Genomic DNA, 23,948 nt, shown 5'->3' on the forward strand with positions numbered 1-23,948 from the left:
CGTGAGCCTGGTAATCGAAACCCGCCAACTGAGCAAACACTTCGGCAAGGTGACGGCTCTGAACGGCATCAATCTGCAGATCCGGCAGGGGGAGTTTGTCGCCATCATGGGGGCCTCCGGCTCCGGCAAGTCCACCCTGATGAACCTGCTCACCTGCATGGACACCCTGAGCGACGGCCAGTTGCTGCTGGGTGGCGTGGACGCCAGCTCCTTCGACGAGGATCAGCGCCGCCGCTTTCGCGCCGACCGCATGGGCCTGGTGTTCCAGCAGTTTCACCTCATCCCCTACCTGAGCGCCCTGGAGAACGTCATGCTGGCCCAGCACTACCACAGCGTGGTGGACGAGGCCGCGGCACGGGCCGTGCTGGCCCAGGTGGGACTGGAGCACCGCATGGATCACCTGCCGCGGCAGCTCTCCGGCGGCGAGCAGCAGCGGGTGTGCATCGCCCGTGCCCTGGTGAACGCCCCAGACATCCTGTTTGCCGACGAACCCACCGGCAACCTGGACGAGCAGAACGAGCAGCTGGTGCTGGGGCTGTTGCAACAGCTGCACAGCGCCGGCCACACCATCGTCATGGTGACCCACAATCCGGAGCTGGGGGCCATGGCGGATCGGGTCATCCGGTTGCAGCACGGTCATCTGATACAGGAGGAGGTGGCCTATGGGCCCGTGGTGGCTTAAATTAGCCGGTCTCTGCCTGCTGCTCCTCAGCGCCTGTGGCGAGGCCCCCAGGCTGCAAGAGGGCGAAATCGCCCCACCCCTGGGCGCCCTGACCCTGGACGATCAGCCGGTGGATCTGGCCCAATGGCGCGGCAAGTATGTCTATCTGGTGTTCTGGTCTGACAGCTGTGGCGGCTGCCTGCAGGAGCTGCCCGGTCTGGATGCCCTCTATCGCCAGCACGGCGATCGCCTGGTGGTGGTGGGGGTGAACACGGATGCCGATGTGGCACGCATTCGCCAACTGCAGGCGCAGCTGGATTTGCACTTCCCGCTGGTGCGGGATCAGCTGGGCATCAGCAGCGAACGCTATGAACTGCAGGGTACCCCCTCGGCCTACCTGCTGGACCCGGAAGGACGCCTGCTGCGTCGTCAGGTGGGCGCCCAGGGCCATCACAGCCTGGCGGCCCTGTTGCAACCCTATCTCAGCTAACCGGAGGGAACCGGATGAAGATCAAGAAGCGCCACCTGGCAGGCCTCGTCGGCCTGACGCTGCTGGGCCTGCTGGCCCTGGGGACCGACTGGCTGAAACAGGCCCCGGCCCAGACCCATGATGTGCTGGTGGATGCCATGACCTCCGCCACCCACCCCAGCAAGCTGAGCGAGTTGGAGCGGGCCATGCGGGACAAGGGGCAGGATCTGCCGTTTGTGGTGGTGGGCTGGATCACCGAGCTGGCCCCCGACAGCCAGGAAGAGGGCGAGCCGGTGCAACACTTCACGGTCAAGCTGCTCAACCACCAGCGCCTGACCATTGCCCACCGCATCCAGGCCGGCAAGCCGACACCCAAACTGGCCAAGGGCCAGGAGCTGCTGATCCGCGGGCGCTATTTCTGGACGCCCGAGGGCGGTGAACTGCGCGGGACTTATACCGGCCCCGGAGCCGATGGTTGGCTACGCCAGGGCCATACCAACTATTTTTGAGGATGGCGCCGCGCCCCTGGGAGCGGCGTAGAAATGAAGGCGCCTTGCGGCGCTACCGCGTAAAGCCTAATCCAGCGAGCCAGGCCAAGGCAGCGTCCGCGTCATCAAAATAGGCCACCGGCAGATCGTCGCGTTGCAGCAGCAGGGGATGCTGGGAGCGGGAAATTTCCACCAGCAGCCGGGCGGCGCGGTTGTTGGTGACCATGGCCAGGGCCCGCAGGCCATGCTGATGCACCCACTCCTGGCCGGCATTGAACACGTCGTTGGAGTCCGGCGTCCGCCCCTCCCAGCCGCTGAGATCCACCAGCTCGGCCCAGGCAGTCGGCGCTCCCTGCCGCTGCCAGCCCAGGCGGATCTGCTGGATCAGGGCCTCCGCCCCCGGCTCATTGAAGGGGCCACGCAGCCAAATCCGGCACAGATTGCCCGACCACTGGATCTCATACTGCCCATGGGCATGCTCCTGCATCATATCTCTCCTGTCGCCCGAGCCGTCAAACACCCGCATCCTCCGGCGATGTTACCCCGGGTCACGGCGCCTGCACCACCCACCAGCCGCCGCTGCGCGGCCCGCTCAACCCACCTCGTGGCTGGGCAGCGCCTCACCACAGTGGGGACAGTAGGCCCAGGGCGGTGTACCGGCCGCTGTCGCCGTCTCGGGCTCGGCGGCCGACGTGTTCCCAGCCGACGGTGCCGTCAGGGTCTCAAGCAGTTCCTCGGGGGGCAGCTGCAGATGCTGGCTGAGCACCAGCAGGCTGCGGCGTACCCGCCAGGGCAGCTGGCCCTGTTGCAGGGCCAGCGCGGCCCGGTTGCGTCGGATCTCCCGCTCGCGGGCCAGCTCGTCGCTGAAGGCCGCCGCCAACAGACCGGCCGGCAGGGCAACTGTCCCCACCCCCAACAGCATGATGGCCCCCGCCAGCACCCGGCCGCCCAGGGTCACCGGATACATGTCGCCATAGCCCACGGTCGTCATGGTCACCAGAGCCCACCACATGGCATCGGCCAAGGAGGCAAACATCTCAGGCTGCGCCTCCTGCTCCAGCGAGAGGATGCCGACACCCGCCATCAGGATGAGCACCAGAACGGTGGCGATCATCAGCAGTAGGGTCATGGCCTCCTTGCGCAACACCCGCAGGAAGATGTCCAGGGTGCGCATGCGTAGCAGCACCTTGAACAGCACCAGGATGCGCACCAGCCGCAGGAAGTGCAGGTTCAGCGGCAACAAGAAGGAGACAAACCCCGGCAGAAAGGAGAGCAGATCCAGCAGACCCAGGGGGCTCAGGGCATAGCGCCAGCGCAGCCGCGCCGGTGACGCCGAGATGTCCCGCTCCACACAGCTCCACAGCCGCAGGGCGTAATCCAGGGCAAACACCCCGAAGATGGCCAGGGTCAACTCCCCCATGCCCCGACCGCGCCAGAAGCTGCCGCCGATGCACAACAACACCAGCAGCCCCATCACGCCGTTATATAAAGGAAAGAATCGACTGGGATCCGCACCGCCGAACAGGATCCGGTAACAGGACTGACGCCGCGTCATGGCTGCCTCCAGGGTTAAATGTGCCTAAGTTTGATTGAAATATGCGCGTTTTCAGCAGGTTGGGCTTAATTTTCATACCATAGCGCAAATCCCCGACCAAATCTTCGACAGGCGGCATGAGCGCAGGGAAAAAGGGGTTGACGCCTGGGGGGCAGATCCGCATAATTCGCCCGCACAGTTGGACGGGCTACCGTCCTGCGGTAAATAGTGTCGGCTATGTAGCTCAGTTGGTTAGAGCATCGCACTCATAATGCGGGGGTCACAGGTTCGAATCCCGTCATAGCCACCATCTTCTGGGGTATCGCCAAGCGGTAAGGCAGCGGGTTTTGATCCCGCCATTCCTAGGTTCGAATCCTAGTACCCCAGCCATTCACTGTTTATTCTCAATACTGTGGTCGAAATACACGGATGGGGTATCGCCAAGCGGTAAGGCAGCGGGTTTTGATCCCGCCATTCCTAGGTTCGAATCCTAGTACCCCAGCCAATTTTCGACGCCCTGCGGATGGGGTATAGCCAAGCGGTAAGGCAGCGGGTTCTGATCCCGCCATTCCTAGGTTCGAATCCTAGTACCCCAGCCATCTACTCCCGTAGGGAGCTATGGTACGCAAACCCTTTTTTGTTGGCTATGTAGCTCAGTTGGTTAGAGCATCGCACTCATAATGCGGGGGTCACAGGTTCGAATCCCGTCATAGCCACCATCTTCTGGGGTATAGCCAAGCGGTAAGGCAGCGGGTTCTGATCCCGCCACTCCTAGGTTCGAATCCTAGTACCCCAGCCATATTGCTCTTGGGGCCTGGCCCCAACAGGCCGTCGCAAGACGGTTTTTTTGTTTCTGGCTATGTAGCTCAGTTGGTTAGAGCATCGCACTCATAATGCGGGGGTCACAGGTTCGAATCCCGTCATAGCCACCACTTCTCGCGGGAGTGGCGAAATTGGTAGACGCACCAGATTTAGGTTCTGGCGCCCTAGGCGTGAGAGTTCAAGTCTCTCCTCCCGCACCATCTCTTCCTTTACCAGCCATTGCCATCAAGTCCTGGCCACTCCGGCCGATACGCTATCAGGATCACAGAGTCGCCTCCCCGGTTTTTCTCCGCCGGTCCTATGTTTTACCCTAGCGGCTCCCGTTTGTATGGAGAACTTGACGGTGCGTTTTCTTCCCCTGCTGCTGCTGCCCCTGAGCCTGAGCCCTGCCCTGTGGGCGGCCCAGCCTGAGCCGGGCACGCGGCAGCAGATCCAGGTGTACAAATCGGTGCAGAGCGACGGCGTGGTGCTCTACTCCGACACCATGCCCATGGACAGCAGCTACGAGACCCTGGTGTTTGACGTCTGCTACGCCTGTGACGTGCACTCCAAGGTAGACTGGCAGCACACCGGCCTGTTTGTCAGCGAGTTTCACGAGACCATACAAGCGGCGGCCAAGACCTATCGGGTGGAGCCGGCGCTCATCCGCGCCCTGATCCACGCCGAGTCCGCCTTCAACCCCTGGGCCGTGTCCCGCAAGGGGGCCAAGGGGCTGACCCAGCTGATGCCGGGTACCGCCCGGGAGCTGGGGGTGACGGACCCCCTGAACGTGCAGCAGAACATCTTCGGCGGCACCGAGTACCTCTCCCGCCTGCTGGAGCAGTTCAACGGCGACATCACCCTGGCCACCGCCGCCTACAACGCCGGCCCCACGGCGGTCACCAAGCACAAGGGCGTGCCGCCCTATGCCGAGACCCGCACCTATGTGCAGCGGGTTCAGCTGTTGTATCAACGCTACAAGCAGGTGCTCACCGCCCAGCAGGGCTGAACCTCACAAGACGGCTCAGAGCCCCAGGGCGTAGCGCAGGGCCCGCCGCTTGGCCGGCCCGCCGTGCTGGGCCGCCAGCAGCCCCAGGTTGCGTAACAGCTTGAGGGGGGCCAGCTCGTTGGAAAAGCCCAGGTAGAAGAGATCCATGGCCGATTGCATCAGGGTCACATCCCGCCGTCGGGCGGCCTGATAACGCGCCAGCAGCGTGCCCTCCCCATCCGTCCCCAGCTGTTGCACCAGCTGACACAGGCAGGCCACATCCTTGAATCCCAGGTTCACCCCCTGCCCCGCCAGGGGATGTATGGTGTGGGCCGCATCCCCCAACAGCAGCACCCGACCCGCCCCGTAGTGCAGCGCGTGCCGTCGGCTCAAGGGGAACTGCCCCCAGCGCTGCAGGGTGAAAGCCGGCAGCCGGTCGGGAAAATGCGCGCGGATCTGGGCCGCCAGCCCATCGACCGATAAGGCCGCCAGCTCGGCGATGCGCGCCGGGCTGTCGTACCAGACCAAGGAGGCGTGATCCTCCGGCAGGGGCAGCAGGGCCCGGGGACCCGCCGGCGTGAACTGCTGCCAGGTGACCGGTTCCACCGCCTGATGCAGCTTGACCGTGGCCAGCAGACAGGCCTGCCGGTAGTCGAATTGGCTGAGGCCAATCTGGGCCAGCCGGCGCACCTGGGAGTGGGCGCCATCGGCCCCCAGCAGCCAGCGCGCCTGCAACTGCTGGCCATCGGCCAGACTCAGGGTCACAGCCTCTTCCGTCTGCGCCAGCGCCACCAGTTGCGCCGGACAGAAGCGGGTCACCGAGGGCATCTCGTCCAGGCTCTGCCACAGCCCCAGCTGCACCAACCGGTTCTCCACGAAATGACCCAACTCGCTGAGCCCCAGCTCGGCGGCGTCAAACCGCACCCCCAGACCTGGCCACTCCCAGGTCTCCAGCCCCGTGTAGGGCAGCGCCCGCATGGCCAGGATCCGCCCCCAGGCCCCCACCTGCTCCAGCAGGCGCACCGAGGCGACGCTGAGGGCCGACACCCGCACATCCAGCGGCTGTTCCGGGGCAAACGCCACGGGCTCGGCCTGCTCCAGCAGGGCCACCCTGTGTCCGTCCGAGGCCAGCAAGGCGGCGGCACAGGCCCCCACCATGCCACCGCCGACGATGGCAAAATCAAACTGGGGGAGGGACTGGCCCATGGCGACTCCTTGGCGTGGGATGCGTTAACCGTAAAACAGGCAGGCCATTCTAGCCCAAAGCCGTCACCACCCCCAGCTCGGGGCGGCAAACCCACACAAAATGCGGGCTGGTTGTTAACTGGTCAGCCCCCCGCAGAGGGAGTAGAATACTCGGTCCAAAACGCCGGCCCTGGCCGACCTTGACACCGTCCGCGAGCAACACGAACCACAAGAGTTACGATGAGCAAAAAAGTCCACATCAAGACCTGGGGCTGTCAGATGAACGAGTACGACTCGTCCAAGATGGCCGATCTGTTAGGCAGCGCCCACGGCTACACCGCCACCGACCTGGCCGAAGAGGCCGACGTGCTGGTGCTCAACACCTGTTCCATCCGCGAAAAGGCCCAGGAAAAGCTGTTCCATCAGCTGGGCCGCTGGAAGGAGTTGAAGAAGGCCAAGCCCCAGCTGGTGATCGCCGTGGGGGGCTGTGTCGCCTCCCAGGAAGGGGACGCCATCCGTACCCGCGCCCCCATCGTCGACGTGGTGTTCGGCCCCCAGACCCTGCACCGCCTGCCGGAGATGATCAAGAAGGTACACGAGGGCAACGGCGCCCAGGTGGACGTCTCCTTCCCGGAGATCGAGAAGTTCGACCGCCTGCCGGAGCCGCGGGCCGAAGGCCCCACCGCCTTCGTCTCCATCATGGAAGGCTGTTCGAAGTACTGCAGCTACTGCGTGGTGCCCTACACCCGCGGTGAAGAGGTGAGCCGGCCGCTGGACGACGTGCTGTTCGAGATAGCGCAACTGGCGGAGCAGGGGGTCCGGGAGGTCAACCTGCTGGGGCAGAACGTCAACGCCTATCGCGGTGCCACCCATGACGGCAACCTCTGCAGCTTCGCCCAGCTGCTGCGCCTGGTGGCGGCCATCGACGGCATCGACCGCATCCGCTACACCACCAGCCATCCCATCGAATTCACCGATGACATCATAGAGGTGTACAAGGACACCCCCGAGCTGGTCAGCTTCCTGCACCTGCCGGTGCAAAGCGGCTCGGATCGCATCCTCACCATGATGAAGCGGCCCCATACCGCCCTGGAGTACAAGTCCAAGATCCGCAAGCTGCGCGCCGCCCGGCCGGACATCACCATCAGCTCGGACTTCATCGTCGGCTTCCCCAACGAGACCGACGAGGACTTCGACAAGACCATGCGACTCATCGAAGAGATCCAGTTCGATGTCAGCTTCAGCTTCATCTTCAGCCCGCGCCCCGGCACCCCGGCGGCCGACATGCCGGACGACGTGCCCATGGAGGTGAAGAAGGATCGCCTGTACCGCTTGCAGCAGCTCAACAACAGCCATGCCCAGCAGATCAGCCGGCAGATGCACGGCACCGAGCAGCGCATCCTGGTGGAGGGCCCCTCCAAGCAGGATCCCATGCAGCTGCGTGGCCGCACCGAGAACAACCGGGTGGTAAACTTTGACGGTACGCCGGATCTCATCGGCCAGTTTGTGGACGTGACCATCACGGAGGTGCTGCCCCACTCCCTGCGCGCCACCCTGCTGCGAACCGAGGCCCAGATGAACCTGCGCCAGAGCGTGCGCCCGGCCCAGATCCTGGCCCGCCGCCCCGATGGCGTGGCCGATGATCTGGGTGTGGCCACCTTCCGTCCCTGATGCCCGTGGGCGACCCGGCCGGGTCGCCACTTAAAGCGCAAGAGGTATGCTTTGACCCGACACATCACCACCCTCGACCTGCACCTGGAACCGGCGGACAGCCAGCGACTGGCCTGCCTGTGCGGCCCGTTTGACGATAACCTCAAGCAGATAGAGCGCCGCCTGGGCGTGGAGATCAACTACCGCAACAGCCACTTCCAGGTGGTGGGCCGTGAGACCCAGGCCGAAGCGGTGCGGGATCTGCTCAAAAGCCTGTACGTGGAGACGGCCCCCCTGCGCGGCGGCAAGGCTGAGGATCTGACCCCCGAGCAGGTGCACCTGGCCATCCAGGGCTGCCATGCCCTGGAGCAGGAGGAGGACGCCGAGCCCCAGACCGGCAACATCCCCTACGGCAAGGAAGTGAACATCAAGACCAAGCGCGGCATGGTCAAGCCCAGATCCCCCAACCAGGCCCAGTACATAGCCAATATCGTCACCCACGACATCACCTTCGGCATAGGCCCGGCCGGTACCGGCAAGACCTACCTGGCGGTGGCGGCGGCGGTGGACGCCCTGGAGCGCCAGGAGATCCGCCGCATCCTGCTGACCCGGCCGGCGGTGGAGGCCGGCGAGAAGCTGGGCTTCCTGCCCGGCGATCTCTCCCAGAAGGTGGACCCCTACCTGCGCCCCCTGTACGACGCCCTGTTCGAAATGTTGGGCTTCGAGCGGGTGGAGAAGCTCATCGAGCGCCAGGTGATCGAAATCGCCCCATTGGCCTACATGCGCGGTCGCACCCTGAACGACGCCTTCATCATCCTGGACGAAGGCCAGAACACCACGGTGGAGCAGATGAAGATGTTCCTCACCCGCATCGGCTTCAACTCCAAGGCGGTGGTCACCGGCGACATCACCCAGATGGACCTGCCGCGCAACGTCCGCTCCGGCCTGCGCCACGCCATCGAGGTGCTCTCCGGCGTCGAGGGGCTCTCCTTCAACTTCTTCCAGGCCGGTGACGTGGTGCGTCACCCCGTGGTGGCCCGCATCGTCCAGGCCTACGAGGCCCATGACGAGGCCCACCGCCGCGAACAGGCCCAACAACACAAACCGGAGGCTCAGGCATGAGCGTGATCCTGGACCTGCAACTGGCCTGCGCCGATGGCGCCGGCCTGCCCAGCGAAGCCGACTTCCAGCGCTGGCTGGACGCCGCCGTCCTGCCCTTTCAGGAGGAGGCCGAGGTGACCATTCGCCTGGTGGACGAGGCGGAGAGCCATGAGCTCAACCTCACCTACCGGGGCAAGGACAAACCCACCAACGTGCTCTCCTTTCCCTTCGAGTGCCCGCCGGGGATCGAACTGCCCCTGCTGGGGGATCTCATCATCTGCCGTCAGGTGGTGGAGAAAGAGGCCGCCGAGCAGGGCAAGACCCTGGCGGCACACTGGGCTCATATGGTTGTGCACGGCAGCTTGCATTTGCTAGGGTATGACCATATCGAAGAAGAGGAAGCCGACGAGATGGAAGCCCTGGAGAAGGAATTCATGGCTAACCTCGGTTTTCCCGATCCCTACCAAGACGATGAGTGTTAAGGACACCCAACCCGCATGAGCGACGAACAACCCCATCCTAGTACCGGCTCGCCCAGAAAGACCTGGCTGGAGCGATTGAGTCATCTGTTCCAGGGCGAGCCAAAAGATCTTGATGAGTTAGTGGGTGTCATCCAGGACGCCGAAGAGCGGGATGTCATCGACGGTGACACCAAGGAGATGATCGAAGGGGTGCTGGAAGTGGCCGAGCTGCGGGTGCGGGACATCATGATCCCCCGCTCCCAGATGGTCACCATACGCCGGGATCAGTCGGTCAGCAGCTTCCTGCCCATCATCATCGAATCCGCCCACTCCCGCTTCCCGGTGATCAACGAAGACAAGGATCACGTGGAAGGCATACTGCTGGCCAAGGACCTGCTGCAGTTCGGCTTTGCCCACACCGACGAGGAGTTCAGCTTCGAGCGTATCCTGCGTCCGGCGGTGGTGGTGCCCGAGAGCAAGCGGGTGGATCGCCTGCTCAAGGAGTTTCAGCAGCAGCGCTACCACATGGCCATAGTTGTGGACGAGTTCGGCGGCGTGTCCGGTCTCGTCACCATCGAAGATATCCTGGAGCTGATCGTCGGCGAGATCGAGGATGAGTACGACGAGCAGCAGGAGCAGTTGGAGCAGATCCGCCGCATCAGCAAGAGCGTTTATGCCGTCCATGCCCTGACCCCCATCGAAGACTTCAACGACCACTTCGGTGCCGAGTTCAGCGACGAAGAGGTGGATACCGTCGGCGGCCTGGTGATGCACGCCTTCGGCCACCTGCCCAAGAAGGGCGAGTCCATCCAGATCCAGGATTACCACTTCAAGGTGGTCCATGCCGATCGCCGCCGCCTGCTGCAGTTGCAGGTGAAGATCCCCCAACCCCTTGCTGAGAACGAGAACGGCGATGCTTGACCGCCTGGGCCCCAATTGGGCCAAATTCCGTAGTTCCGTGTGGCGCGCCCGTCTGGGCGCGTTCCTTTGTGGCGCCCTGGCGGTGCCCGCCTTCGCCCCCTTCGGCCTCTGGCCCCTGGCCCTGCTCTCCCTGCTGGGGCTGCTGGCCCTGCTGCAGGGGCAGCGCCCCCGCCGCGCCCTGCTGTTGGGCCTGGCCTGGGGGCTGGGGCTCAACCTGCCGGGCCTGTGGTGGATCCACGTCAGCATGACGCAATTCGGCGGCATCAACCTGCCCATGGCGGTGGTGCTGGTGGGGCTGTTGTGCCTGTACCTGTCGCTGTTCCCTGCCCTGGCCTGCGGCCTGCTGGCCCGCCTCTGGCCCGTCTCGGACTGGCGCCGTTACCTGGTGGGCCTGCCGCTGTTGTGGCTGTTGGCCGACTGGGGCCTGGGGCACCTGCTCACCGGCTTCCCCTGGCTGTGGCTGGGTTACAGCCAGATCGACACCCCACTGGCGGGCTTTGCCCCCCTGCTGGGGGTCCAGGGCGTGACACTGGCCCTGCTGCTGTGCGTCGCCGGTCTGCTGCTGGCCGCCCGGCAACGGCGCTGGCCCTGGCTGCTGCTGCCCCTGGGACTGTTTGGCGTCGGCGCCCTGCTCAAACCCATCGCCTGGACTCAGGACGGCAAGCCGCTCAAATTCGCCCTGATGCAGGGCAACATCCCCCAGGCCATGAAGTGGGATCCGGCCATGGTGCGCCCCACCCTGCTGCGCTACATGGACATGAGCCGCCTGAACCAGGACGCCGACGTCATCATCTGGCCCGAGTCCGCCGTGCCGGCCCTGGAGAACGAGGTGCCCGAGTTCCTGGTGAACGTGGACAAGGCGATGCGCTTCAACAACACCGGCTTCATCACCGGCATCCAGGTGATGGAGCCGGACACGGAGCGCTTCTACAACGCCCTGCTGGGGCTGGGGCAGATGGATCAGGACGAGCTGGAGGAGTATCAATTCGGCCACGCCAACCGCTACTACAAGCACCACCTGCTGCCCATCGGCGAGTTCGTGCCCTTCGGCGATCTGCTGCGGCCCCTGGCGCCCTTCTTCAACCTGCCCATGTCGTCGTTTTCCCGCGGTGAGGCGGTGCAGCCCAACCTGCTGGTGCAGGGCCACCACTTCGCCCCGGCCATCTGCTACGAGATCGCCTTCTCCGACGAGCTGCGCCGCAACGTCAACGCCGATACCCACTACATAGTGACCGTCTCCAACGACACCTGGTTCGGCACCAGCATAGGTCCCTGGCAGCACATGAGTATCGCCCGCATGCGGGCCCTAGAGCTGGGCAAGCCGGTGCTACGGGCCACCAACAGCGGGGTGACCGTGGCCATCGACGCCAAGGGCGAGGTGATGAAGACACTGCCGCAATTTGAGGAGGGGGTGCTGCGGGCCTCGGTGGCCCCGGCCCAAGGGCAGACCCCCTACAACCGCCTGGGCTCGGCGCCCCTGCTGTTGCTGTTGGCCCTGGGCTGGCTGCTGGGCCGCTGGCGGCGGCCCGAGGAGGCCGACTGACGGCAAGCGGGCGCCAGATTGGCGCCCGTTTTTTTGCCGGCGGCCGGACTAGGGGGTCAAGGGCTCCCGTCGGAAGTGGGTGCCCTCGCACTGGAGGCAGCTGGCGATCTGCTCCGGGTGCAGCACCAGGCGACGATGGCCGCAGCCCTCGCACACCAATACCCCCAACCCCACCCGGTCCCCCACCTGATAGCGGCCCTTATGCTGAATATCCGCCAGCAGCTCCACCCACTGCAGCTGGCTGCGATCCGACAGATCCAGCAGCCAGCCCCAGATGGACTCTTTGAGTGACTGATAGAAGGCGCTGTCGGCATAGCCGCCGGGGGTCTGCTCGAACTGCTGCAGATCCTCCCGCACATACTCGGCGATGAGGGCCCACTCATCCTGGGTCAGCTCGCCGGCCGCCTCCAGGTAGGCTTGGGTCTGTTCGATGAGCTCATCCAGCCGCTGGGACTGGACGGTTTCGGTGTCGTGGATCTCCTGCCTGAGGCGCAGGATGAAGGTCTCGTAGGCGTTTTGCAGTTTGGACATAGGGCCTCCGGGTCAAGGATGGCCGCACCGGACAAAGGCTGCCCCGGCACCGCCGGTATTGTTGCTCCCTGTCATTACAAGTATTCTATGGCGATTTTCCAGCGGGATTGCCAATCCAATTCACACATATCGGATAGCCAGATGTCAGCCATGCAAGAACAGTATCAACCCCAAGCCCTCGAGCAGGATGTTCAGCGTCACTGGGAACAGCGCCAGACCTTCAAAGCCGTAGAAAAAGTGGACAAGGAGAAGTTCTACTGCCTCTCCATGTTCCCCTACCCGTCTGGCCGCCTGCACATGGGGCACGTGCGTAACTACACCATCGGCGACGTCATCTCCCGCTATCAGCGTCTCAACGGCAAGAACGTGCTGCAACCCATCGGCTGGGACGCCTTCGGCCTGCCGGCGGAAAACGCCGCCATCAAGCACAACACGGCGCCGGCCAAGTGGACCTACGAGAACATAGAGTACATGAAGGGCCAGCTGAAGATGCTGGGCCTGGGCTACGACTGGGATCGTGAGCTGGCCACCTGCACCCCGGACTACTACCGCTGGGAACAGTGGTTCTTCACCGAGCTGTACAAGAAGGGCCTGGTCTACAAGAAGACCTCCTCCGTCAACTGGTGCCCCAACGACCAGACGGTGCTGGCCAACGAGCAGGTGCAGGACGGCTGCTGCTGGCGCTGCGATACCCCGGTAGAGCAAAAAGAGATCCCCCAGTGGTTCATCAAGATCACCGCCTACGCCGAGGAGCTGCTCACCGATCTGGACAAGCTGGACGGCTGGCCGGAGATGGTCAAGACCATGCAGCGCAACTGGATCGGCCGCTCCGAAGGCCTGACCATGACCTTCGCGGTGGACGGCAACGACCAGCACTTTGACATCTACACCACCCGCCCGGACACCCTGATGGGTGTCACCTATGTGGCGGTGGCCGCCGGTCACCCCCTGGCCCGTCAGGCCGCCGAGAGTAACCCCGCCCTGGCCGCCTTCTTGGAAGAGTGCAAGAACACCAAGGTGGCCGAAGCGGAGCTGGCCACCATGGAGAAGAAGGGCATGGCCACCGGCCTGTACGCCCTGCATCCCATCGATGGCCGCCGCGTGCCCATCATGGTGGCCAACTTCGTGCTGATGGATTACGGCACCGGCGCCGTGATGGCGGTACCGGCCCACGACCAGCGGGACTTCGAATTCGCCCAGAAGTACGGTCTGGAGATCCGCCCGGTGATCCTGGCCGCCGACGGCAGCGAGCCGGACGTGAGCGGCGCCGCCCACACCGACAAGGGCCTGCTGTTCAACTCCGGCGACTTTGACGGCCTGGACTTCCAGGGCGCCTTCGACGCCATCTGCGCCCGCCTGGAAGCCGCCGGCAAGGGCAAGCGCACCGTCAACTACCGCCTGCGCGACTGGGGTGTCTCCCGTCAGCGCTACTGGGGCGCGCCTATCCCCATGCTCACCACCGAAGACGGCGCCGTGGTGCCGGCGCCGGCCGAGCAGCTGCCGGTGATCCTGCCGGAGAACGTGGTGATGGACGGCGTGCAGAGCCCCATCAAGGCCGACCCGGAATGGGCCAAGGCCCAGGTCGACGGTCAGCCGGCCCTGCGGGAAACCGACACCTTCGACACCTTCATGGAGTCCTCCTGGTACTTCGCCCGCTACTGCTGCCCGGACTATCAGGAGGGCATGCTGGATCCGGTGCGCGCCAACCACTGGCTGCCGGTGGATCAGTACATCGGCGGTATCGAACACGCCTGTATGCACCTGCTGTACGCCCGCTTCTTCCACAAGCTGCTGCGTGACGCCGGCATGGTGAACAGCGACGAGCCCTTCACCCGCCTGCTGTGCCAGGGCATGGTGCTGGCCGACGCCTTCTACTACACCGACAACGGCGCCCGCGTCTGGGTCAGTCCGGTGGAGGTCAAGGTGGAACGGGATGCCAAGGGCGCCATCACCAAGGCGGTGGACAGCCAGGGTCACGAGCTGGTGCACGCCGGCATGACCAAGATGTCCAAGTCCAAGAACAACGGCATCGACCCGCAGCTGATGGTGGAGCGTTACGGCGCCGATACCGTGCGGCTGTTCATGATGTTCGCCTCCCCCGCCGACATGACCCTGGAATGGCAGGAGTCCGGCGTGGAAGGGGCCCAGCGCTTCCTGCGCCGGCTGTGGAAGGCGGTAGCCGACCACGTGGCCCGTGGCGCCGTGGCACCGCTGGAGACCGCCGGCCTGTCCAACGAGCAGAAGGCCCTGCGCCGCGAGCTGCACAAGACCATTGCCAAGGTCTCTGACGACATAGGTCGCCGTCAGACCTTCAACACCGCCATCGCCGCCATCATGGAGCTGATGAACCGCCTGGCCAAGGCGCCGCAGGAGTCCGACTCCGATCGCGCCCTGACCCAGGAGGTATTGAGCAAGGTGGTGCTGATGCTCTACCCCATCACCCCCCACACCGCCTTCGCCCTGTGGCAGGCCCTGGGTGGCGAGGGTGACGTGGACCAGGCCCAATGGCCCACCGCCGACGCCGCCGCCATGGTGGAAGACGAGAAGCTGATCGTGGTGCAGGTGAACGGCAAGGTGCGGGGCAAGATCACCGTCGCCGCCGACGCCAGCGAAGAGGCGGTCAAGGCCCTGGCCTTTGCTGACGCCGGCGTGGCCAAGTTCACCGAGGGCAAGGCAGTGCGCAAGGCCATCTATGTGCCGGGCAAGCTGCTGAACCTGGTGGTGGCCTGATGCGCGGCCTGGGGCTGATCCTCGGCTGCCTGCTGAGCCTGCTGCTGGCCGGCTGTGGCTATCACCTGCGGGGCGGCGAGCAACTGCTGCCCCCGGAGCTCTCCCGCATCCAGCTCGTCGGCGATGAGCGCAGCGATCTCTACCGTGCCGTGGCCCTGCGCCTGCGCCGGGCCCATGTGCAGCTGGTCAGTGCCGAGGATGCCGCCGTGCTGACCCTGGGTGACATCAAGGTGCACAACGAGGCCGCGTCGGTGGACAACCGCAGTCAGGTGGTGGAATACCTGATGCTGTTCAGCACCCAATACACACTGGTGGTACCGCAGCATGAGCCACAACAGTTCTCGGCCAGCTTCAACCGCAGCTTCCTGAACAAGGCCAACCAGGCCCTGGCCTCCAGCCGGGAACAGGAACAGCTGAAGGACGAAATGCTGGAGCAGACCGCGGATCTCATCCTCATCCAGCTCAGCCGCCTCAAGCTCTGATGCGACTGTATCCGGAACAGGTCGCCGACCACCTGCAGAAGGGGCTTGCCCCCTGCTACCTGGTGTTCGGCGACGATCCCCTGATCAAACTCGAGACCCTGGACCGGCTGCGTCACGCCGCCGCACAGCAGGGCTTCACCGAACGCCACGGCTTTGCCACCGACGACGGCCTGGACTGGTCCCAGCTGCTGGAGACCTGCCAGGCCCTCAGCCTGTTTGCCAGCCGCCAGATCATCGAGCTGGAGCTGGGGGCCAAGCCCCCCAAGGAGTGGGCCGAGCGCATCCGCGAGCTGCAGGAGCGCCTGCATCCGGATCTGCTGCTGTTGCTGCACGGTCCCCGCCTCTCTTCCGCCCAGAGCAAGAGCAAGTGGTTCGAGGCCCTGAGCCGGCTGGGGGTCTATGTGCCCGTGGTCACCCCGGATACCCGGCAGTTTCCCCGCTGGATGCAGCAGCGGGTCCAGCAGACCGGGCTGCGGCTGCAGCCGGAGGCGCTGCAGCTGATGTGCCACGCCTTCGAGGGCAACCTGCTGGCCGCCGCCCAGGAGCTGGAGAAGCTGGCCCTGCTGGCCCTGCCGCAACCCATCAGCCTGGCGGTGCTGCAGGAGAACATCACCCAGCACAACCACTTCACCCCCTTTCAGCTCATCGACGCCCTGCTGGCCGGCAAGGTCAACCGCGGCAGCCGCATCCTGCAGCAGCTGCGGGAGGAAGGGGTGGAGGCCGGCCTGCTGGCCTGGACCCTGGCCCGGGAAATCGAGCAGCTGCTGGGGTTGCAGCTGGCGGCCCGCCAGGGGCAATCCCTGGCCCAGCTGTTTGCCCAGGCCCGCATCTGGCAGAGCCGTCAGGCCCTCTACCAGCAGGCATTGCAGCGGCTGCCCCTGCCCAAGCTGCGCCAGCTGCTGCACGGCGCCAGTGAGCTGAACCGCCTGTTGGGGCGCTTCGAGCAGGAGGCCGCCTGGCTCCTGTTGCAGGGGATTTGCCTGGGTTTCAAGGATGCCACCCCATTACCCCCTTGCCTGCTGAGTGCGCCTGAGGCACCCTAGCAAGCCCCCGGGGCCGGCGTGTATACTGCCGGACGTTTTTTATGCAATCACAACGCCATCAGATAAGGAGGCCGCCTCTTGCAGGGTCAAGCACTTCAAGCATTCATCATCGACAAGATTGACGATCTCAAGGGCCGCGACATCATCACCCTGGATGTGCGGGGCAAGTCCAGCATGACCGACTGCATGATCATCTGCAGCGGCAACTCCAGCCGGCACGTCATCTCCATCGCCGAACACGTGGAGGAGGAGGTGCGCCACACCGGCCTGCTGCCCCTGGGGATCGAAGGCCGGGACACCGGTGAATGGGTGCTGCTGGATCTGGGCGAGGTGGTGGTGCATGTGATGCAGGATGAGACCCGCAACCTCTATCAGCTGGAGAAGCTGTGGAGCGGCAGCCTGGGCGCCGCGGCCTGAGCATGAAGATCCAGCTTATCGCGGTGGGCACCAAGATGCCCGACTGGGTGGAGACCGCCTTTGCCGAGTACCAGCGCCGCTTTCCCAAGGACCTGCCCCTGGAGCTCATCGAGATCCCCGCCGGCAAGCGCGGCAAGAATGCCGACATCCCCCGCATCCTGCAAAAGGAGGGGGAGCTGACCCTGGCCGCCCTGGCCAAGGGCGCCCGGGTGGTCACCCTGGACATTCCCGGCAAGCCCTGGACCACGCCTCAGCTGGCGCAACAGCTGGAGAGCTGGAAGCAGGACGGCCGTGATGTGGCCCTGCTCATCGGTGGCCCCGAAGGGCTGGCCCCCGAGTGCAAGGCCGCCGCCGAACAGAGCTGGTCCCTCTCGCCCCTGACCCTGCCCCACCCCCTGGTGCGGGTGGTGGTGGCCGAGAGCCTGTACCGGGCCTGGAGCATCACCGCCAACCACCCCTATCACCGGGAATAAGTCATGCTCAAGCAGCGCATCTCCATCAAGGACAACGGCGCCGAGGCCGCCCTCTTCTATCGCCGCGCCCTGGTGGCCGGCATCGGCATGGCGCTGCTCTCCTGCCTGCTGTTGGCCAACCTCTACTGGCTGCAGGTGGTGAACCACGACACCTACCAGACCCGCTCCAACGACAACCGCATCAAGGTGGTACCGGTGGCGCCCCCCCGCGGCCTGATCTTCGACCGCAACGGCGTGCTGCTGGCGGAGAACCGCCCGGTGTTCAGCCTGGAGATCGTGCCGGATCAGACCCAGGATCTCCATGGCATGGTGAAGCAATTGATCGCCCTGCTGGGCCTGGATCCCAGCACCGAAGAGCAATTTTATCGGGACGTCAAACGCAGCCGGCGCTTCAACCCCGTGCCCCTGGTGGAGCAGCTCACCGACGAGCAGGTGGCGCGCTTTTCGGTGAACCAGCACCGCTTCCCCGGGGCCGACATTGAGGCCTACCTCAAGCGCTTCTATCCCTATGGCGAGACCCTGACCCATGCCCTGGGGTACGTGGCCCGCATCAACGTCAAGGATCTGCAACGGCTGGACGAGGCCGGCAAGCTGACCAACTATGCCGCCACCCGGGACATCGGCAAGCTGGGGGTAGAAAAGTATTACGAGGATGAGCTGCACGGTCAGGCCGGCTACCAGGAGGTGGAGGTCAACAACCGGGGCCGGGTGATCCGCACCCTCAAGTACCAGCCGCCGGTGGCGGGCAAGGACATCTACCTGAACGTGGACATCCGCCTGCAGCAGACGGCCCAGCGCCTGCTGGCCGGCCGGCGCGGCGGTATCGTGCTGCTGGACCCCAGAGACGGCAGCGTGCTGGCCCTGGAGTCCTCCCCCAGCTATGACCCCAACCTGTTCGTGCGCGGCATCAGCAGCCATGACTACTCGGCCCTGCTGAACGACCCGGCCCGCCCCCTCATCAACCGCACCAGCCAGGGCGGTTATGCCCCCGCCTCCACCGTCAAGCCCCTGCTCTCCATCATGGGCCTCAACGAGGGGCTCATCACCCCCCAGGGCCGTTTCTTCGGTGGCCCCTTCTTCCAGATCCCCGGGGTGGCGCGCAAGTGGCGTGACTGGCGGCGCTGGGGCCACGGCTGGATGGACATGCACAGGGCCATCGAGGTCTCGGCCGATACCTTCTTCTACGATCTGGCCTTCCGTGCCGGCATAGATACAGTGCATGACTACATGAACCGTTTCGGCTTCGGCAACTTCTCCGGCCTCGACATCTACGAGGAGTCCAGCGGCATCATGCCCTCCCGGCAGTGGAAGCAGAGCCGCTGGCGCCAGCCCTGGTACCAGGGGGACACCATCTCGGTGGGCATAGGCCAGGGCTACTGGACCGCCACCCCCATCCAGCTGGCCCGCGCCCACAGCATACTCACCCAGCATGGCCGCAACATAGTGCCCCACCTGCTGCGCTCGATCGGTGCCCCGGATGGCGAACAAACCCCCTATCGGGTGACCCAGGAACCGGCGGTGACGGTGAAGAGCGACAGCTTCTGGCAGGAGGCCATGGAGGGCATGTACCTGGTGGTCAACGGCCCCGAGGGTACCGCCCGCCGCGCCTTTGCCGGCACCCCCTACAAGGTGGCGGGCAAGTCCGGCACCGCCCAGGTGGTGAACCTGAAGGAAAACGAGAAGTACGACGCCAGCCGCATCAAGGAAGAGCACAGAGACAACGCCCTGTTCGTCGCCTTCGCCCCCTACGAGGCGCCCACCGCCGTGGTGGCCCTGATCCTGGAGAACGCCGGGGGGGGCAGCGCCAACGCCGCCCCGGTGGCCCGCGCCATGCTGGACGCCTACCTGCTGGGCAAGTACGACGACGATGAGCCCACCGAGGAGAAGAAACCATGATGAGTCACGGCCGCCCCACCAGCCTCTGGCAGCGCCTGCACATCGATCTGCCCCTGCTGCTGGGCCTGCTCTCCTTGCTGGGGGTCAGCCTGGTGGTGCTCTATTCCGCCTCGGGCATGCACACCGAGATGCTGGTGCGCCAGGTGATCCGCACCGGCCTGGCCTTCGCGGTCATGATCGGCCTGGCCCAGCTGCCCCCCAGCTTCTATGCCCGCTGGGCCCCCCCCGTGTTTGCCCTGGGGGTGGTGCTGCTCATCTGCGTGCTGGCCTTCGGCCATATCGGCAAGGGGGCCCAGCGCTGGCTGGATCTGGGGGTGATCAAGTTCCAACCCTCGGAGATCCTCAAATTGGTGATGCCCATGACCATCGCCGCCTACCTCTCCAGCCACCCGCTGCCGCCGCGCTTCAAGCAGGTGGTCATCGCCCTGGTCATGGTGCTGCTGCCCACCCTGCTCATCGCCAAGCAGCCGGATCTGGGCACCTCCATCCTGGTGGCGGTGTCCGGCATCTTCGTCATCTTCCTGGGGGGCATCAGCTGGACCCTGATCCTGGCCGCCGGTACCGTCATGGCCGCCTTCCTGCCGGTGCTCTGGTTCTTCCTGATGCATGACTACCAGCGCCAGCGGGTACTGACCTTCCTCAATCCCGAGTCGGACCCATTGGGCAGCGGCTACCACATCATACAGTCCAAGATCGCCATCGGCTCCGGCGGCCTGTTCGGCAAGGGCTGGCTCAACGGCACCCAGTCCCAGCTGGAGTTTCTGCCGGAGCGGCACACCGACTTCATCTTCGCGGTATTCAGCGAGGAGTTCGGCCTCATCGGCTTCTGCCTGCTGCTGGCCCTCTACCTGTATGTGCTCTCCCGCTGCATGATCATCAGCGTCAACGCCCAGGGCAGCTTCGAGCGGCTGCTGGGAGGGGCCCTGACCCTGACCTTCTTCGTCTATGTGTTCGTCAACATCGGCATGGTGAGCGGCCTGCTGCCGGTGGTGGGGGTGCCCCTGCCCCTGGTGAGCTACGGCGGGACCTCAATGGTGACACTGGCGGCCGGTTTTGGCATCCTGATGTCCATTCAAACCCACAGACGGCTGCTGGCCTGATCCGCCGCCGCCCACACACGAGTATTTCGCACCATGGGACTGTTTCGCCCCCTTAGCCTGTTGAGCCTCGGCCTCTGTCTCAGCCTCGGCACCACCGCGGCCCCCATCCGGCCGGACGACTTTGCCCGGCTGCAGACCCTGAGCCAGGAGCTGAAGATACCGGTGAGCGAGCTGCAACTGGGGCTGGTGAAGGCCCAGTTCCGCCAGCCGGTGCTGGATGCCATCCAGCGCCCCTGGGAGGCCAAGCCCTGGTCGCAATACAGACCCATCTTCCTCACCGCCGAACGCATCCGCGCCGGCGCAGACTTCTGGCAGCAGCATGCCGAGCTGCTGGCCCGCGCCGAACGCGAGCTGCAGGTGCCCGCCCAGGTGATCGTCGCCATCCTGGGGGTGGAGACCTACTTCGGCACCCGCATGGGGGATCACCCTGTGCTGGACGCTCTCTACACCCTGGGCTTCCACTATCCGCCCCGGGGTGCCTTCTTCAGCAAGGAGTTTGCCCAGTATGTGCGGCTGGCGGCCGAGCAGGGCTGGGAGATGAGCGAGCCCAAAGGCTCCTACGCCGGCGCCATGGGCATGGGTCAGTTCATCCCGTCCAGCTATTTGCACTATGCCATCGACTTCGACGGCGACGGCCACCGGGATCTGTTCCACAGCCCGGCCGACGCCATCGGCAGCGTGGCCAACTACTTTCACGAGCATCACTGGCAGCTGGGCGCCCCCGTGGCCCACCCGGTCAAGGTGACCGACGAGCACCGGGTGCAGGCGCTGTTGAGCGACAAGCTGGAGATTACAACCGATTGGCAACAGCTGCAGGCCGCCGGCGTCACCGCTGATGCGCCGCTGGCTGCCGAGACGCCGGTGAAACTCATTTGCCTGGAGGGGGCCGAGGGCACCGAATACTGGGCGGTGGAGCATAACTTCTATGTCATCACCCGCTACAACCGCAGCCCGCTGTACGCCATGGCGGTGTACCAGCTGAGCCAGGCCATCGCCCAGGAGTATCATGCCCGCTAACCGCCTGCTCCTGCTGGGGCTGACCCTACTGAGTCTGCTGCTCGCCGCCTGTAGCCAGAAACCGACACCGACCAGCCGCCCCGCCCAGTCGAGCCAGCCCAGCTATCAGGGGGTAGACGGCCTGGTGCCGCAGTTTGAGCCCTACAGCCGCATCGGCAACAAGGATTACGACGTGCTGGGCCACCACTACAAGGTGTGGAGCGGCATCGACAGCTACACAGAGGAGGGCATCGCCTCCTGGTATGGGCCGGGCTTTCACGGCCTCAACACCTCCAACGGCGAACGTTACGATCAGGCCAGCCTCTCCGCCGCCCACAAGAACCTGCCCCTGCCCTCCTATCTCAAGGTCACCAACCTGGATAACGGCAAGCAGCTCATAGTGCGGGTCAACGACCGCGGCCCCTTCCACGATAACCGCATCCTGGATCTCTCCTTTGGCGCCGCCACCAAGCTGGGGGTGGTGGCGCCGGGCACGGCTCGGGTGCGGCTGGAGCTTATCAAGGTGCCGGCACCGGCCAATGCCGCCGAGATACTGGCCCGCCACGAGGCCCGCACCATACAGCTGATGGCCACCGCCTCGGCGGACAAGGCCAATGCCACCGCCGCCCAGCTGCAGCGCCAGTACGGCATGACGTTCAAGGTGGTGACCGCCGATCCCCTCTACCGCCTGCAGCTGGGCCCGCTGGAACGGGCTCAGGCGGAGAAGATGCTCAGCACACTGCGGCAGGACGGCTACCGACAGGCCTTCTTTATCAACTAGGCATAACTTGATCCCGCTCACAGGGGCTGCCAGGGGTGGCCCTGTTTGTTATAGTAACGACCCGTCGCCCCGTCCCGGGCTCTCATTCACCAAACAGATAAGGATGATGAAGTTGAATCTGGCGAAAACCCTTCTGCTCAGCGTCGCCGTGGCCGTTAGCGGCGCCGTGCTGGCCGAAACCTCCACCACGCCGACCCCGGATCCGACGCCGCTGCCGGATCCCACGCCTTCCATCCCGGTGGCCGTCCCCGCCCCGCCCCAGCTGGCCGCCAAGGCCTACCTGCTGATGGACTACCACACAGGTCAGGTGCTGTTTGGCGAGAATGAACACGAACGCCTGCCCCCCGCTAGCCTGACCAAGATGATGACCTCCTACATCATCGGCCAGGAGCTGAAGGCCGGTAACATCAAGCCCACTGACATGGTGACCATCAGCCAGAACGCCTGGTCGAAGAACTACTCCGACTCCTCCAAGATGTTCATCGAGGTGGGCAAGCAGGTGAGTGTGGAGAACCTCAACAAGGGCATCATCATCCAGTCCGGCAACGATGCCTGTATCGCCATGGCCGAACATATCGCCGGCTCCGAGGACTCCTTCGCCAGCCTGATGAACCAGTGGGCCGCCAAGCTGGGCATGAAGGAGAGTCACTTCGTCAACGCCCATGGCCTGTATGATGACAACCACTACTCCAGCGCCTATGACATGGCCTTGCTGGGCCGCGCCCTGATCAGGGATCTGCCGGACGAGTACGCCATCTACTCCCAGAAGGAGTTCACCTTCAACGGCATCCGCCAGCACAACCGCAACCGCCTGCTGTGGGACAAGAGCCTGCCGGTGGATGGCATCAAGACCGGCCATGTCAGCGAGGTGGGTTACAACCTGGTGGCCTCCGCCCCGGGCCCGGACGACATGCGCCTGATCTCAGTGGTGCTGGGTGCCAACTCAGAGCGGGAACGGGCCGATGACAGCAAGAAGCTGCTGACCTATGGTTTCCGCTTCTACCAGAACCTCACCCCCTACAAGGCGGGCGCCGAACTGACCAGCCAACGGATCTGGATGGGTGACAAGAGCGAGATCAAGCTGGGCACCGCCCAGGAGATCAGCGTGATCGTCCCCCGCGGCCAGGCCAGCAAGATGAAGGCCGAATTCCAGTTGAATGGCCAGCTCAACGCCCCCATTAAACAGGGTGACGTGGTCGGTACCATCTACCTCAAGACCGACGACAAGGAGTTGGCCAGCTACCCGCTGGTGGCCCTGGAAAGCGTGGAGGAAGGCAGCCTGTTCAGCCGGCTGTGGGATTACCTGCTGCTGCTGATCCAGAGCCTGTTTAGCTAACCCCCAGGCACCCCCGGCCCAGGCCGGGGGCGCTGTGTACACCGAGAAACACTATGTCCCTGAATACCAAATTTGACGAGCTGCTGGAGTTCCCCTGCCAATTTCCCTTCAAGGTGCTGGGGATCGCCGATCCCGCCCTGGTGGAACAGGTGATCGCCGTGCTACAGCAGCATGCCCCCGGCGACTACAGCCCCACCATCAAGCCCAGCGCCAAGGGCAACTACCATTCGGTCAGCATCACCATCACCGCCACCAGCAAGATTCAGCTGGAAACCCTCTACACCGAATTGGGCAAGCTGGAGCTGGTACGCTACGTACTGTGATCCCCTTCACGCTGGCAAAAACAGCGCCCGGGGCTATA

General features: G+C 64.7%; 24 protein-coding genes and 8 tRNA genes. 28 read left to right on the plus strand and 4 right to left on the minus strand.

From position 1 onward, the window contains the following. Nucleotide 1: 1 nt before the first annotated feature. From ABHF91_RS12950 to ABHF91_RS12960, 3 genes are read left to right on the plus strand one after another with little or no spacing between them, the layout of a single operon-like run. Nucleotides 2-682 (plus strand): ABC transporter ATP-binding protein, encoded by a 681-nt coding sequence (locus ABHF91_RS12950; protein ID WP_409420690.1) that lies wholly within the window; start codon nucleotides 2-4, stop codon nucleotides 680-682. Continuing rightward, nucleotides 663-1,151 (plus strand): TlpA family protein disulfide reductase, encoded by a 489-nt coding sequence (locus ABHF91_RS12955; protein ID WP_409420691.1) that lies wholly within the window; start codon nucleotides 663-665, stop codon nucleotides 1,149-1,151. The genes ABHF91_RS12950 and ABHF91_RS12955 overlap by 20 nt, the downstream gene beginning before the upstream one ends. Before the next feature lie 14 nt (nucleotides 1,152-1,165). Further along, entirely contained in the window at nucleotides 1,166-1,639 is a 474-nt protein-coding gene (locus tag ABHF91_RS12960; protein ID WP_409420692.1) for a DUF3465 domain-containing protein, read from the plus strand. 52 nt (nucleotides 1,640-1,691) lie between these two features. Here the strand turns inward: ABHF91_RS12960 and ABHF91_RS12965 are convergent, their stop codons facing one another. Together ABHF91_RS12965 and ABHF91_RS12970 are read right to left on the minus strand one after the other, a co-directional pair. Next, on the minus strand, nucleotides 1,692-2,108 hold the full coding sequence (locus ABHF91_RS12965; protein ID WP_409420693.1) for an STAS/SEC14 domain-containing protein: 417 nt from the start codon (nucleotides 2,106-2,108) through the stop codon (nucleotides 1,692-1,694). A 102-nt stretch (nucleotides 2,109-2,210) separates the two neighbouring features. Continuing rightward, complete coding sequence (locus ABHF91_RS12970) at nucleotides 2,211-3,173, minus strand: potassium channel family protein (protein ID WP_409420694.1); 963 nt, start codon at nucleotides 3,171-3,173, stop codon at nucleotides 2,211-2,213. Nucleotides 3,174-3,385: 212 nt separating this feature from the next. Between ABHF91_RS12970 and ABHF91_RS12975 the strand changes: the two genes are divergently transcribed. The 9 genes from ABHF91_RS12975 (at nucleotide 3,386) to ABHF91_RS13015 (ending at nucleotide 4,962) form a co-directional block, all read left to right on the plus strand. Beyond that, nucleotides 3,386-3,462, plus strand: a tRNA-Met gene (locus tag ABHF91_RS12975). Nucleotides 3,463-3,467: 5 nt separating this feature from the next. Then, a tRNA-Gln gene (locus ABHF91_RS12980) sits at nucleotides 3,468-3,542 on the plus strand. A gap of 40 nt (nucleotides 3,543-3,582) precedes the next feature. Further along, nucleotides 3,583-3,657: transfer RNA gene (locus tag ABHF91_RS12985), tRNA-Gln, on the plus strand. A gap of 19 nt (nucleotides 3,658-3,676) precedes the next feature. Further along, a tRNA-Gln gene (locus ABHF91_RS12990) sits at nucleotides 3,677-3,751 on the plus strand. Nucleotides 3,752-3,794: 43 nt separating this feature from the next. After that, nucleotides 3,795-3,871 (plus strand) — tRNA-Met (locus tag ABHF91_RS12995). A gap of 5 nt (nucleotides 3,872-3,876) precedes the next feature. Beyond that, nucleotides 3,877-3,951, plus strand: a tRNA-Gln gene (locus ABHF91_RS13000). A gap of 56 nt (nucleotides 3,952-4,007) precedes the next feature. Continuing rightward, a tRNA-Met gene (locus tag ABHF91_RS13005) sits at nucleotides 4,008-4,084 on the plus strand. Between the two features lie 6 nt (nucleotides 4,085-4,090). Beyond that, a tRNA-Leu gene (locus tag ABHF91_RS13010) sits at nucleotides 4,091-4,174 on the plus strand. Nucleotides 4,175-4,317: 143 nt separating this feature from the next. Further along, nucleotides 4,318-4,962 carry a lytic transglycosylase domain-containing protein gene (locus ABHF91_RS13015; protein ID WP_409420695.1) on the plus strand — a complete coding sequence of 215 codons (645 nt, stop codon included), beginning with the start codon at nucleotides 4,318-4,320 and terminating at the stop codon, nucleotides 4,960-4,962. Between the two features lie 15 nt (nucleotides 4,963-4,977). Here the strand turns inward: ABHF91_RS13015 and ABHF91_RS13020 are convergent, their stop codons facing one another. Beyond that, nucleotides 4,978-6,147 carry an FAD-dependent monooxygenase gene (locus ABHF91_RS13020; protein WP_409420696.1) on the minus strand — a complete coding sequence of 390 codons (1,170 nt, stop codon included), beginning with the start codon at nucleotides 6,145-6,147 and terminating at the stop codon, nucleotides 4,978-4,980. A gap of 219 nt (nucleotides 6,148-6,366) precedes the next feature. Here ABHF91_RS13020 and miaB point away from each other — a divergent pair, with 219 nt between their 5' ends. Genes miaB through lnt form a run of 5 tightly spaced genes read left to right on the plus strand, consistent with a single transcriptional unit; the run spans nucleotide 6,367 to nucleotide 11,802 of the window. Then, entirely contained in the window at nucleotides 6,367-7,797 is a 1,431-nt protein-coding gene (miaB, locus tag ABHF91_RS13025; RefSeq protein ID WP_409420697.1) for a tRNA (N6-isopentenyl adenosine(37)-C2)-methylthiotransferase MiaB, read from the plus strand. Between the two features lie 51 nt (nucleotides 7,798-7,848). Next, nucleotides 7,849-8,898 (plus strand): PhoH family protein, encoded by a 1,050-nt coding sequence (locus ABHF91_RS13030; RefSeq protein WP_409420698.1) that lies wholly within the window; start codon nucleotides 7,849-7,851, stop codon nucleotides 8,896-8,898. Beyond that, nucleotides 8,895-9,359, plus strand: a complete 465-nt coding sequence (gene ybeY, locus ABHF91_RS13035; protein ID WP_409420699.1) for an rRNA maturation RNase YbeY — start codon at nucleotides 8,895-8,897, stop codon at nucleotides 9,357-9,359. Before ABHF91_RS13030 ends, ybeY begins: the two co-directional genes overlap by 4 nt. A 15-nt stretch (nucleotides 9,360-9,374) precedes the next feature. After that, entirely contained in the window at nucleotides 9,375-10,259 is an 885-nt protein-coding gene (corC, locus tag ABHF91_RS13040; RefSeq protein ID WP_409420700.1) for a CNNM family magnesium/cobalt transport protein CorC, read from the plus strand. After that, complete coding sequence (lnt, locus tag ABHF91_RS13045) at nucleotides 10,252-11,802, plus strand: apolipoprotein N-acyltransferase (RefSeq protein ID WP_409420701.1); 1,551 nt, start codon at nucleotides 10,252-10,254, stop codon at nucleotides 11,800-11,802. Before corC ends, lnt begins: the two co-directional genes overlap by 8 nt. A 48-nt stretch (nucleotides 11,803-11,850) precedes the next feature. On the opposite strand, the gene ABHF91_RS13050 is transcribed toward lnt, so the two are convergent. After that, on the minus strand, nucleotides 11,851-12,333 hold the full coding sequence (locus tag ABHF91_RS13050; RefSeq protein WP_409420702.1) for a zinc ribbon-containing protein: 483 nt from the start codon (nucleotides 12,331-12,333) through the stop codon (nucleotides 11,851-11,853). Nucleotides 12,334-12,483: 150 nt separating this feature from the next. Between ABHF91_RS13050 and leuS the strand changes: the two genes are divergently transcribed. The 11 genes from leuS to ybeD all read left to right on the plus strand — a co-directional run bounded on the left by leuS (nucleotide 12,484) and on the right by ybeD (nucleotide 23,910). Further along, nucleotides 12,484-15,063, plus strand: a complete 2,580-nt coding sequence (leuS, locus tag ABHF91_RS13055; protein ID WP_409423119.1) for a leucine--tRNA ligase — start codon at nucleotides 12,484-12,486, stop codon at nucleotides 15,061-15,063. Continuing rightward, complete coding sequence (gene lptE, locus ABHF91_RS13060) at nucleotides 15,063-15,545, plus strand: LPS assembly lipoprotein LptE (RefSeq protein WP_409420703.1); 483 nt, start codon at nucleotides 15,063-15,065, stop codon at nucleotides 15,543-15,545. The genes leuS and lptE overlap by 1 nt, the downstream gene beginning before the upstream one ends. Further along, a complete protein-coding gene (holA, locus tag ABHF91_RS13065) occupies nucleotides 15,545-16,588 on the plus strand; it encodes a DNA polymerase III subunit delta (RefSeq protein ID WP_409420704.1) in 1,044 nt (347 codons plus the stop codon). The genes lptE and holA overlap by 1 nt, the downstream gene beginning before the upstream one ends. A 78-nt stretch (nucleotides 16,589-16,666) precedes the next feature. After that, nucleotides 16,667-17,005, plus strand: coding sequence for a ribosome silencing factor (gene rsfS, locus ABHF91_RS13070; protein ID WP_345013073.1), 339 nt, complete (start codon nucleotides 16,667-16,669; stop codon nucleotides 17,003-17,005). A 2-nt stretch (nucleotides 17,006-17,007) separates the two neighbouring features. Beyond that, complete coding sequence (gene rlmH, locus ABHF91_RS13075) at nucleotides 17,008-17,478, plus strand: 23S rRNA (pseudouridine(1915)-N(3))-methyltransferase RlmH (RefSeq protein ID WP_409423120.1); 471 nt, start codon at nucleotides 17,008-17,010, stop codon at nucleotides 17,476-17,478. 3 nt (nucleotides 17,479-17,481) lie between these two features. After that, a complete protein-coding gene (mrdA, locus tag ABHF91_RS13080; RefSeq protein ID WP_409420705.1) occupies nucleotides 17,482-19,374 on the plus strand; it encodes a penicillin-binding protein 2 in 1,893 nt (630 codons plus the stop codon). Further along, nucleotides 19,371-20,474: a rod shape-determining protein RodA gene (rodA, locus tag ABHF91_RS13085; protein ID WP_409420706.1), complete on the plus strand. Its 1,104-nt coding sequence runs from the start codon at nucleotides 19,371-19,373 to the stop codon at nucleotides 20,472-20,474. The genes mrdA and rodA overlap by 4 nt, the downstream gene beginning before the upstream one ends. Before the next feature lie 33 nt (nucleotides 20,475-20,507). Then, nucleotides 20,508-21,491 carry a lytic murein transglycosylase B gene (gene mltB, locus ABHF91_RS13090; RefSeq protein WP_409420707.1) on the plus strand — a complete coding sequence of 328 codons (984 nt, stop codon included), beginning with the start codon at nucleotides 20,508-20,510 and terminating at the stop codon, nucleotides 21,489-21,491. Next, a complete protein-coding gene (locus ABHF91_RS13095) occupies nucleotides 21,481-22,251 on the plus strand; it encodes a septal ring lytic transglycosylase RlpA family protein (protein WP_409420708.1) in 771 nt (256 codons plus the stop codon). Before mltB ends, ABHF91_RS13095 begins: the two co-directional genes overlap by 11 nt. 106 nt (nucleotides 22,252-22,357) lie before the next feature. Beyond that, a complete protein-coding gene (locus ABHF91_RS13100; RefSeq protein ID WP_409423121.1) occupies nucleotides 22,358-23,587 on the plus strand; it encodes a serine hydrolase in 1,230 nt (409 codons plus the stop codon). A 59-nt stretch (nucleotides 23,588-23,646) separates the two neighbouring features. Then, a complete protein-coding gene (gene ybeD / locus ABHF91_RS13105; RefSeq protein ID WP_409423122.1) occupies nucleotides 23,647-23,910 on the plus strand; it encodes a DUF493 family protein YbeD in 264 nt (87 codons plus the stop codon). Nucleotides 23,911-23,948: the final 38 nt, after the last annotated feature.

The sequence above is a fragment of the Pseudaeromonas aegiceratis genome, from assembly GCF_046254905.1.
Classification (GTDB): Bacteria; Pseudomonadota; Gammaproteobacteria; order Enterobacterales; family Aeromonadaceae; genus Pseudaeromonas; species Pseudaeromonas aegiceratis.